At 76.1% G+C, this 10196-nt stretch carries 10 protein-coding genes and 1 tRNA gene; 4 read left to right on the top strand and 7 right to left on the bottom strand.

Features of this window, described 5'->3' with window-relative positions:
• From PATMI_RS26085 to PATMI_RS0100060, 6 genes are all read right to left on the bottom strand, one after another.
• A partial coding sequence (locus PATMI_RS26085; protein ID WP_051470868.1) for a histidine phosphatase family protein occupies nucleotides 1–669 on the bottom strand: 669 nt, incomplete at its 3' end.
• Between the two features lie 204 nt (nucleotides 670–873).
• Nucleotides 874–960 (bottom strand) — tRNA-Ser (locus PATMI_RS0100080).
• Nucleotides 961–1014: 54 nt separating this feature from the next.
• Nucleotides 1015–1377, bottom strand: coding sequence for a hypothetical protein (locus PATMI_RS33460; protein WP_051470867.1), 363 nt, complete (start codon nucleotides 1375–1377; stop codon nucleotides 1015–1017).
• A 253-nt stretch (nucleotides 1378–1630) separates the two neighbouring features.
• The gene (locus PATMI_RS0100070; RefSeq protein WP_051470866.1) at nucleotides 1631–2869 is read right to left on the bottom strand and encodes an aminopeptidase; all 1239 of its coding nucleotides are present in this window, start codon (nucleotides 2867–2869) and stop codon (nucleotides 1631–1633) included.
• 120 nt (nucleotides 2870–2989) lie between these two features.
• On the bottom strand, nucleotides 2990–3424 hold the full coding sequence (locus PATMI_RS0100065; protein ID WP_026909375.1) for an organic hydroperoxide resistance protein: 435 nt from the start codon (nucleotides 3422–3424) through the stop codon (nucleotides 2990–2992).
• A gap of 68 nt (nucleotides 3425–3492) precedes the next feature.
• The gene (locus tag PATMI_RS0100060) at nucleotides 3493–4335 is read right to left on the bottom strand and encodes a hypothetical protein (RefSeq protein ID WP_026909374.1); all 843 of its coding nucleotides are present in this window, start codon (nucleotides 4333–4335) and stop codon (nucleotides 3493–3495) included.
• Nucleotides 4336–4497: 162 nt separating this feature from the next.
• On the opposite strand from PATMI_RS0100060, the gene PATMI_RS0100055 reads away from it, so the two are divergent.
• The 4 genes from PATMI_RS0100055 (at nucleotide 4498) to PATMI_RS0100040 (ending at nucleotide 8290) form a co-directional block, all read left to right on the top strand.
• Nucleotides 4498–5172: a metal-dependent transcriptional regulator gene (locus tag PATMI_RS0100055; protein ID WP_026909373.1), complete on the top strand. Its 675-nt coding sequence runs from the start codon at nucleotides 4498–4500 to the stop codon at nucleotides 5170–5172.
• Between the two features lie 51 nt (nucleotides 5173–5223).
• Entirely contained in the window at nucleotides 5224–7194 is a 1971-nt protein-coding gene (locus PATMI_RS0100050) for a glycosyltransferase family 39 protein (RefSeq protein WP_026909372.1), read from the top strand.
• 69 nt (nucleotides 7195–7263) lie between these two features.
• Nucleotides 7264–7803 carry a GNAT family N-acetyltransferase gene (locus PATMI_RS0100045; RefSeq protein WP_026909371.1) on the top strand — a complete coding sequence of 180 codons (540 nt, stop codon included), beginning with the start codon at nucleotides 7264–7266 and terminating at the stop codon, nucleotides 7801–7803.
• A gap of 133 nt (nucleotides 7804–7936) precedes the next feature.
• On the top strand, nucleotides 7937–8290 hold the full coding sequence (locus PATMI_RS0100040; RefSeq protein WP_026909370.1) for a DoxX family protein: 354 nt from the start codon (nucleotides 7937–7939) through the stop codon (nucleotides 8288–8290).
• Between the two features lie 62 nt (nucleotides 8291–8352).
• Here the strand turns inward: PATMI_RS0100040 and PATMI_RS26075 are convergent.
• Nucleotides 8353–10196 (bottom strand): carboxyl transferase domain-containing protein (locus PATMI_RS26075; protein WP_157260529.1); only part of this gene is annotated, 1844 nt, incomplete at its 5' end.

Below are 10196 nucleotides of genomic sequence, written 5' to 3'. Positions count from 1 at the left end.
CGTCCCGCCCGCCGAGCCGCCCGCCTCACCTCCGGCGCCGACGACCCCACCGTCGCCGCTCTCGCCGAGCTCCGCCCGCGCGGCGCGGACCTCGTCCCGGGTCGGGGTCCAGTTGGCGCGGGTCAGCCGCCAGCGGCCGTCGTGCGCGTGCAGCTCGGTCAGCGATCCCGGGGTCACGTCGATCCGCCACGCGGCACCCGCGGGCGCGCCCAGCGCGACGGCGATCGCCGCCCGCACGACCCCGCCGTGCGTGACCGCGACGAGGGGCGCCTCGGCGTCGTCGTGCGCGGCCATCCAGGCCCCGACGCGTGCGGTCAGGACCTCCAGGGACTCGCCGCCGGGGGGCGTGAACGCCGGGTCGGTCATCCAGGCGACGACCGGGGCCGGGTCGGCGGCGTGCAGGTCGGCGACGCTCCGGCCCGCCCAGTCCCCGAAGCCGGCCTCGCGCAGGCCGTCGTCGACGGTGGCGTCGCCGTGCCCGAGCGCGGCGGCGGTCTCGGCGCAGCGTCGGGCGGGGGAGCGCAGCACCCGCGGGTCCTGCGGCAGGTGGCGGCGCAGCGCGTGGGCCTCCGCGCGACCGCGGGCGTCGAGGCCCTCGTCGAGGGGGAAGGCGGCGCTGCGGACCGCGGCGGTGGTGCCGTGGCGCAGGAGGAAGAGCCGGGTGGTCATCGGGTCGGTGCCCGTGACGGGCCGACGGGGGATGGTCCGGCAGGGGGCTGCACGGGCCGATGATCGCACCCGCCGTCGTGCCGGGGGTCACCGCCGCGCGTGGGCACCCGGCCCCGATCCGCGGGGCTGCGTCGCGGTGGTCGCCGGGCGCTCCCCCGCGAACGACGACGGCCGCCCCGTGGGCGGCCGTCGGTCCTGCTGAGGCGGAGAGAGGGGGATTCGAACCCCCGAATGAGTTTCCCCATTACACGATTTCCAGTCGTGCCCATTCAACCGCTCTGGCACCTCTCCAGCGGACCGGGAAGGCTACCGAAGGTCCCCCGGACCCTGCCGCCCGCCCTCGGCTCAGCGGCGGTCCCACGCGTTCTTCGCCCGGTCCTTCGTCCTGTTCGACAGGCGCTTGAGCCGGCGCGCGGTGGTGGTGTTCTGCGCGATCGCGGCGAGCTTCGAGCCGACGGGCTGCAGGTGCTCCCCGGCCTCGGCGGCGGGGAACGTCGTGAGCACCGCCCGCTCGTGGATCCGCAGGACCTCGGGCGCGTCGAGGAACCGCTTGCCGTCGGGGGTGTCGATGACGATCCCGTCGAAGAGGTGCTCGCGGGCGATCGCGTCGGCGTGCCGCACGGTCCCGATCTCCACGCCGTCGGTCGACCGCACGGGCGTGCCGCGCCGGAGCGCCTGGAAGCTGATCACGTCTCCGTCGTCCCACACGCGGACAGCGTATCCGGGCCCTCGACGGGGTTCGACGGTCCAGGTGTCCAGGATGCCGGCCCGCGGGCGCGGCGGCCGGCTGGACGTCGCTGGACGTTCGTGGTCGGTCGCGCCAGCGTCCTCCGAGGCCCGCGGCGCGGCGGGGCGCACCGCCGCCGCGCCACCGGACCGGGAGGGCCGACCGCCGCGCGACCGAGTCGTCGTGCCGCGGACCGTCCGTGGCCCGGGCCACCCGTCCCGGCGGTCCGCCGTCCTACAGCCGCCAGGCGCCCTCGACGAGCACCTCGGTCTCCGCGCCGCCCGCGTCGAGGCCGATCGCGGTCACCTCGTGGGACCCGACCATGAAGTCGACGTGGATCGCGGAGCGGTTGGCGCGCGCGTGGTCGGCCTCGTCCTCCAGGCACATCGTGTACGCGGAGCCGAGCGCCAGGTGGCTGGCGGCGTTCTCGTCCAGGAGCGTCTCGTGGAAGACGGTGCCGGTCTGCCCGACCCGACCGTCGCCGTCGACGAGCGCGAGCTCGCCGAGCCGCCGGGCGCCCTCGTCCCGGGCGATCCAGCCGCGCAGCACCTCGACGCCGGTCGTGGCATCGGCGCGGACGACCTCGCCGCCCCGGAACTCGACCTCGATGCCGTCGACGGTCGTACCGCCCAGGGTCAGCGGCTTCGTGGCGCGGACGACGCCGTCGACGCGGGCCGGGTCTGGGGTCGTGAAGACCTCCTCCGTCGGGACGTTCGCCTGGTGCGGGATGCCGCCGACGGTGTCCATGCCCGCGGCGATGAAGACGGACGACGGCAGCAGGCCGACGGTCAGGTCGGTCCCCGGGCCGACGAGCCGGATCGCGTCGAACCGGCGCTCGTTGAGCTTCGCCGCGTGAGCGCGCAGCTCGGTTGCGCGGGCCTGCCACGCGGCGACCGGGTCGTCCTCGAGCCGGAGCACGGTGACGATGTCCGCCTCGAGCCGGCGCAGCGCGTCCGCGGGCGGGAGGTCCGGGAAGACGAGCCCCGCCCAGCCGGCGTTCGGGGCGGGGACGACGGTCCAGTTCAGCTCGCGCCGGTTGATGACACCGGCGGTCTCGCGCAGCGACGGCAGCTGGTCGCGGCCGACGCGGGCGGGGTCGATCCCGTCGAACACGCCCGGGCGGACCTGGCCGACGAGCGAGATGTTCGCGGCGCGGGCCTCGCCGAGCGCGGTCATGCGCGCGCCGAGCCACGGCGGCACGACGTCGAGGGTGTCCTCGCCCGCGTGCTCGAGGCGGGCGCGCTTGACGAGCGGATCGAACCACGCGACGTCGACGAACGAGGCGCCCGCACGGTAGGCCTCGGCGGCGATGGCGCGGACGAGCGGCTCGTGCCCGCCGACCTGGCCGCCGACCGCGACGACCTGCCCCGGCTGGACGTTGGCGCCGACCCGGACCGCCAGTGCGGCGAGGCGGGCGAGCAACCCGGCGTCGGGCTGCAGCGGATCGACGGACGACGGCTCGGGGGCGTGCACAGCGCGCACGCTACCGCTCGCCGGTCGCGTGATCGAATGCGCGGGGCCCCGGCGGTCGACCGCTGCCGGACCGCGGGCGCGGGGCGTGCCGCCGCGGCACGCCCCGCGCGTAACCTGGGTCTATGCCTCGACGGGCTGCCCGTTGGCGGTCAGCGTCGTCGGCACGTTGCCGCGGGTGGCCTTCGAGTACGGGCAGCCCTGGTGGGCGTCGTGCACGATCTTCTTCGCGGTCTCGTCGTCGACGCCGGGGAGCGTCACGGCGAGCGTCGCCTGCAGCGAGAGCCCGGAGCCGCCCTTGCCGATCTCGACGGTCGCGTCGATCGACACGTCGGAGACGTCGGTGTCGCCCGCGACCGCGCCGATCGCGCCCTCGAAGCACGCCGCCCAGCCGATCGCGAAGAGCTGCTCGGGGTTCGTGCCGTCGCCGCCCTTGCCGCCGAGGGCCTCGGGGATGTCGAGCTTGACGTCGAGCTTCCCGTCGTCGGTCTTCCCGCCCCCGGCGCGGCCGCCGGTGACGGTGGCGTTCGCGGTGTAGACGGGCTTGAAGCTGGCCATGGGTGCTCCTCGGGTCGTGATCGGGGTCGGCCCGACCGTACCGCGTGCGCCGCCCGGCCCCGCGGGGATCAGCTCCGCGGCACCCCGGCCGGGCGCCGGATCGCCGGCGCCCGGCCGAAGTCCGAGAACCCGATCCGGCCGCGGAAGGACTGTCCGGCGTCGGGGCCGGTGGTGAGCCCGACGTCCCGCCCGAAGTCGACGTCGTAGCGCAGACCGACGATCAGGCCGTCAGGTGAGAGACAGGCGCCGATCGGGAAGATCGCGTCGTCCTTCGCGGCGCGGAGGAACGCCTGCACGGACGGGTCGTCCCGGACGTCGGCCAGCAGCTCGGTCAGCGGCACGACGCCGGCCGCCCAGCGACACCGCACGCCGTCGAGCGTCGCCTCGGCCCCGGCGAGCCCGATGCGGAGGCGCCGGGCGAAGATGCCCGTGGAGTTGCCGGGGGCGTTCGGGACGATCGACGGGTCCTTCGTCCACGTCGCCGAGCCCTGCGGCCGGCCCGACGTGTCCTTGCCGTCGTTGTACTGGTCGAGCGTCAGCGTGGACCCGTCGGACGACACCGAGAGCCGCCCGAGGCTCTCGCCGGTGCGGAAGTCCGCGCGCCCCGACCCGCGGACGGTGCCGGACGAGAGGTCGAGGTCGATCGTGTACCGGGCGGAGCGGACCTCCCGGAGCCGCCCGGGCGCGCGCGCCAGCCGCGCTCGCAGATCGGTGAGCACCGCCGGGTCGCGCGCCTCGTCCGCCGTCGCGGCCGGGACGAGCCCGTCGGGGATCGCGGCCGTCTGCGCGGCGGAGGCCACGCTCGCGGGGACCGTGGCCGTCGGACCCGCCGACGACGGGCGGTCGTCGTCGCCGCAGCCCGCGAGGAGCACGGTCAGGCCGGCGGCGAGGACCAGGACGCGCGATCGCACGGCGCGATCGTACGCCACCCGGAGGCCCGTCCCCGCGACCCGCTCCCGTAGGCTGCCGCGCATGGCCTCCGCGTCGGCGCCTCGGGCGGGCGGCGCGTGATCCCCGGTCGAGGGGGACCTGGGAGGCCCGCCCCCGCGACCCGCTCCCGTAGGCTGCGGCGCATGGCCTCCGCGTCGGCGCCTCCCCCCTCGACCGCGGTCGAGGACTACCTGAAGGCCGTCTTCGCGCTCGAGACCCGTCTGGAGGGCGCGGTGCCGACGACGGCGCTGGCCGGCCGGCTCGGCATCACCCCGGGGTCGGTCTCGGCGATGCTGCGGCGGCTCGCGGACCTGGGGCTCCTGGAGCACGAGCCGTACCGCGGCGTGGTGCTGACCGAGCAGGGCCGGAAGGTCGCCCTGCGCACGGTTCGCAACCACCGGCTGCTGGAGCTGTTCCTCGTCGAGGTGCTGGAGGTCCCGTGGGACCGCGTGCACGACGAGGCCGAGCGGCTCGAGCACGCGGTCTCCGACGACCTGGTCGAGCGGATCTCGGCGAAGCTCGGACACCCGGAGTTCGATCCGCACGGCGACCCGATCCCCGACCGTCAGCTCGAGATCGCGGAGCGCTCCACGCGCAGCCTCGAGGACCTCGAGGTCGGCGACGAGGCCCCGTTCGTCCGGGTCTCCGACACCGACCCGGCGATGCTGCGGTACCTCGCGGAGCGCGGCATCGTCCCGGGTGTCCACCTGACGCTCGTCGACCGCCAGCCGTTCGGCGGCCCGCTGACGGTGCGGCTGGGGGAGACCGAGCACGCGCTCGGCCCCGAGCTGGCCGCGGCGATGCGCGTGGCCGCCTGAGGCGCGCCCGCGGCTCACGGCCAACGCTCCGGCCCGTAGCCTGCCCTACCGATGTCCGACGCGACCTCCGCGCCCGGCCCGGCGCCCGCCGCCCGCCGGCCACGCCGCCGCCCGTTCGCGCACGTCCCCGGCTGGGAGCTCGGGGTGCTCGGCGGGATCGTGCTCGTCGCGCTGCTGCTGCGCGTCTGGAACCTCGGCCAGAACCTGCCGCTCGTCTACAACATCGACGAGTCGGCGCGGTTCGTCCCGGACGCCGCGGGCTTCTTCCACCAGCGCCTCGGCTACCGGGAGCTCGTCAACCCGCCGGGGATGATGGGGCTGCTCGGCATCGTCGACCAGGCGTGGTTCCGCCCGCAGGGGATGTCGCCGAGCGAGGCCCTGGTCAAGGACCCCGGTCAGGCGTACCTCCTCGGCCGCTGGGTGGTGGCGGTGCTCTCGGTCGCCGCGATCCCGGTCCTCCACGCCGCCGCCCGGCGCCTCGTGGGCCGCACCGCGGCGCTCGTGGCCTCGGGCCTCCTGGCCGTCGCCTTCCTGCCGGTGGCGTACTCGCGCGTGGCGCTCGCCGACGGCCCGACGCTGCTGTTCGTCGCGCTGGGGCTGCTCGGCGCGGCGTGGCTGCTGCAGGACGAGCCCGGCCGGCGTCGCGGGTTCGTGCTCGCCGGGATCGCGGTCGGACTGGCGGCGGGCTTCAAGTACAACGCGGGCATCGTGGTGCTGGCGCCGATCGCCGCGCTGGTGCTGCGGACGCCCACGACGGGCTGGCCGCACGCCGTCCGCCGCGGGGTCCTGATGGGCGTCGTCGCGGTCGTCGCGTTCGTGGTCTCCAACCCGTACGTCTTCATCGACCCGCACGAGGTCTGGCGCGCGATCGAGTACCAGGCCAACTGGTCGAAGTCCGGCCGGTACGTCGGCGAGCCGATGACCAACGGGTTCGCCTTCTACACGTGGGCGGCGGGCTGGGGCGTCGGCTGGGCGCCGCTGATCGCCGCGGTGGTCGGGGCCGCGCTCCTGGCGTGGCGCCGGTGGCGGATCGCGGTCGTCCTGCTGCCGCTCGTCGCGGGCTACCTGCTGGTGATGGGCCCGCAGGACCGCTTCTTCGCGCGCTGGCTGCTGCCGATCGTCCCCGTCCTTGCGATCGCGGCCGGGTTCGCGGTCAGCGAGGTCGTGGGGCTCCTGCGGCGGAGGGACGTCCCGGCCACGGCCGAGACCGACGGTCGGACGGCGGCGGCCGACGCCGACGTGCCCGTGTCGCCGGTCGGCGACGGTCCGGAGCGGTCCTCGGACGATCGCCCGCGAACGACGGCGACCGGCGATCGCCGGCGCCCGGTGCGGATCGCGCTCGCCGTCGTCCTGGCGGTCGGCCTGGGCGCGCAGTCCTTCGCCCACAGCGCGCACACCGCGCACGTCGTCGGCCGCGACGACACCCGGACGATCGCGCGCGGCTGGATGGAGGACCACATCCCGGCGCGCTCCGGCGTCGTCGTCGAGTCGATGTCGCCCGGCTCGTGGACGCCGACCTTCGACGGACGCAACGACTTCTACAGCCTCACGCGCTGGTCGATCTACCACACGATCCCGGCCGTCCAGCGCCGCGACCGCAAGCGTCATCCGCAGCTCCGCATCAAGGCGGGCTTCTCGTCGTGGGTCCGCATCCTCTACCCGGAGCTCATCGACGAGTTCGAGCGCTACGGGTACTGCTGGGTCGTCACGGGCAGCTACCAGGCCGGCCGCGCGGGCCGCACGCCCGGGCTCGTCCCCGAGGCGATCCGCTACTACCGTGAGCTGACCCGCCGCGCCGACCTCGTGTGGCAGGTCTCGCCGTTCGCGCCCGACGCCGGACCGAAGCGCCTGCCGTACGGCCCCACGACCGCGCCGGTGAAGTACCAGATCGACCGCCAGGGGACGACGTACGAGCTCGCCTACGAGCGCCCGGGGCCGATGGTCTCGGTGTACCGCCTGCGCGGCGGGCGGTGCGCGGGGGACCCGGCGCAGCCGGTCGTCCCGAACGCGCCCTGGGGCTGAGCCACGCGCGGCCCGGCCTCGACCGCGGCCCGACCGGCACGTCGATCGGGCGGGGTACCATCGGACCGCATGGACGGTCGGGGCCCCGGGCTCGTGCGCGACGCGACCGCCGCGGACGCCGCGGCGTGCGCGGCCGTCTACGCGCCGTACGTGCGGGACACCGCGATCACGTTCGAGACCACGCCGCCCGACGCCGCGGAGATGGCCCGCCGGATCGCGGTCGCGACGGCGTCGCACGCGTGGCTGGTCCTGGAGGACGCCGACGGGTACGTCATCGGCTACGCCTACGGCGGGCGGTTCGCCGCGCGCCCGGCGTACCGCTGGGCGTGCGAGGTCTCGGTCTACCTCGAGCAGGGGCGACGCCGGACGGGCGGCGGCCGAGCGCTCTACGCAGTCCTGCTCGACCGGCTCGCCGCCCGCGGCTACCGCACGGCGCTCGCCGGCATGACGCTCCCCAACGACGCCAGCGCCGGGATGCACCGGGCGATGGGCTTCCGGCCCGCCGGGGTATACGAGGCCGTCGGCCACAAGCACGGCGCGTGGCACGACGTCGCCTGGATGCAGCGGCGGATCGGGGCGGGCGACGATCCACCGGCCGAGCCGGTCTGACCCGGTCCGGCGAGGCTCCGCTCCGGTCCGACCGCACCCGCCCGCGGCCCTTCGCCCTTCGGCGCCGGTGACGCGTCGCCGTGCTGTGCGAGCGCGCTCCCGCAGCCATTGCGACCGGCGGTAGGGTGCTCGCATGCCGTCGATCAAGCGCCTGTTCGGGCCGTTCTTCCTGTCCGCCGGGATCTCGCACTTCGTGATCCCGAAGTTCTTCGTCCCGATGGTGCCGGACTACCTGCCCGCCCACGAGCGCCTGGTTCAGGTCTCCGGCGTCGTCGAGGGCGTCGCCGGCGTGGCGACGATGGTCCCGCGGACCCGGCGCTTCGGTCGCCTGCTGGCCGCGGCCACGCTGGTCGGGGTCTTCCCGGCGAACGTCAACATGGCGCTGCACCCCGAACGGTTCCCGAAGGTCCCCGGTGGCCGCCCCGCGCTGATCGCCCGGCTGCCGCTCCAGGGCCTCCTGATCTGGTGGGCGCTGAAGGCGGAGTAGCCGGACACCCGGGCCGGGAGCGTCAGGTCACGGCCGACCGATCGGGAGGACCGGGACGGCGCTCACCAGGTGTCGATCCACCGCCCGCGGGGTGCCGCGAGGCGTTCGGCCGCGGTGCGCGGCCCCGGGGCGTCCCCGAGCGTGGAGACGATCCATCGCCGCGTCTCCAGCGGGTCGATGACGTCGTCGAGCTCGAACGCCGTCGCCGTCTGCAGGCCGCGCCCGACGTCGTAGGCGGCGTCGACCATGCGGCGGAAGAGCGCCTCGCGCTCCTCGCCCTCCGCGGCGGCGGCGAGCTCGCCCGAGAACCCGAGCCGCACGGCACCCTCGAGCCCCATCGGCCCGAGCTCCGACGTCGGCCACCCGACCGTCGCCAGCGGCACGCGCAGGTGGCCGCCGGCCATCGCCATCGCCCCGAGCCCGTAGGCCTTGCGCAGGACGATCGTCACCAGGGGCACGGTGAGCTTCGCGCCGACGACGAACATCCGCGACACGTGCCGGACGGCCCCCGTCGCCTCGGACTCCGGCCCGACCATGAACCCCGGCGTGTCGCACAGAGAGACGACCGGCAGCCGGTGCGCCTCGCAGAGCTGGAGGAACCGCGCGGCCTTGTCCGCGGCGTCGGAGTCGATCGCGCCGCCGAGCCGCGACGGGTCGTTCGCGATCACGCCGTAGGCGCGACCCTCGATCCGGACCAGGGCGGTCACGATGCTCGTCCCGAAGCCGGCGCGCAGCTCGAGCACGGCGTCGACGTCGGCGAGCGCGTACAGGACGCGCCGCACGTCGTAGGCCCGCGTGCGGCTCTCGGGAACGGCGTGGCGCAGCAGCCGCTGGTCGGGCGCCGTCCACCGGGCGACGGGACCCTGGACGTACGAGAGGACGCGTCGGGCGACGTCGACCGCCTCGGCCTCGTCGCGCACGGCCACGTCGACCACGCCGTTCTCGACCTGCATCCCGATCGGCCCGACGTCCTCGGGCGCGTGGACGCCGAGGCCCCCGCCTTCGATCATCGCGGGGCCGCCCAGGCCGATCGTCGCGTCGTGCGTGGCGATCACGACGTCGCAGCAGCCGAGCAGCGCGGCGTTGCCGGCGAAGCACCGCCCGGAGGCGATCCCGACGAGCGGCACGGTCCCCGACAGCGCCGCGAACGCGTGGAACGTCGGGGCGTCGAGCCACGCGCCGGTCGGCACGTCGACGTCGCCCGGCCGGCCCCCGCCGCCCTCGGCGAACAGCACGACGGGGAGGCCCCGCTGCGCCGCGAGCTGGAACATGCGGTCGGTCTTCGCGTGGTTGCGGACCCCCTGCGTCCCGGCGAGCACCGTGGCATCGTACGCGCAGACGACCGTCGCCGCCCGGTCGCGCCCGACGGCGTCGCCGTTCACGTCGGCGACCCCGCAGACGAGCCCGTCGGCGGGGGTCCGGTCGATCAGGTCCTCGAGCGACCGGCGACTGCGCTGCGCGGCGACGGCGAGCGCCCCGTACTCGACGAACGACCCCGCGTCGACGAGGTCCGCGACGTTCTCGCGGGCCGTGCGCTGCCCGCGGGAGCGGCGCCGCGCGACGGCGTCGGGCCGGGCCGCGTCGAGGGTCCGTGCGTGCCGGTCGTGCACCTCGGCCAGGTCGGGCCGGATCGCGTCCAGGTCGACGTCCCGCGGGGGCGGGGGAGGGCCCGGGGCGCGGAGCAGGCGGGGGTCCAGGGGCGGGGCGGGACGGTCGACCGGCGTCGCGTGGGCGCCGGGACCGCCGGGTGCGTGGCCCGGCCCGACGGCCCCGGGACCCCGCCGTGCCGACGACGGGTGGTCCGCGGCGACGGGCAGGGCGACGTGCACCGTGGTCCCGTCGACGGCGACCCGGGCCGGGCCGTCGGGCCGGAGGCCGGCCGCCGCGGCCTCGGCGGCGGCCACCG

The sequence above is a fragment of the Patulibacter minatonensis DSM 18081 genome (assembly GCF_000519325.1).
GTDB classification, from domain to species: Bacteria; Actinomycetota; Thermoleophilia; order Solirubrobacterales; family Solirubrobacteraceae; genus Patulibacter; species Patulibacter minatonensis.
The sequence above is the reverse complement of the archived record's forward strand: the minus strand, read 5'-3'. Positions and strand labels throughout refer to the sequence as shown.

Excerpts from the sequence above, each read along its gene's own strand:
- PATMI_RS0100055 (WP_026909373.1), top strand. The coding sequence starts at position 4,498 with ATGGCCTCCGCGTCGGCGCCTCCCCCCTCGACCGCGGTCGAGGACTAC.
- PATMI_RS0100045 (WP_026909371.1), top strand. The coding sequence starts at position 7,264 with ATGGACGGTCGGGGCCCCGGGCTCGTGCGCGACGCGACCGCCGCGGAC.
- PATMI_RS0100050 (WP_026909372.1), top strand. The coding sequence starts at position 5,224 with ATGTCCGACGCGACCTCCGCGCCCGGCCCGGCGCCCGCCGCCCGCCGG.
- PATMI_RS0100040 (WP_026909370.1), top strand. The coding sequence starts at position 7,937 with ATGCCGTCGATCAAGCGCCTGTTCGGGCCGTTCTTCCTGTCCGCCGGG.
- PATMI_RS0100065 (WP_026909375.1), bottom strand. The coding sequence starts at position 3,424 with ATGGCCAGCTTCAAGCCCGTCTACACCGCGAACGCCACCGTCACCGGC.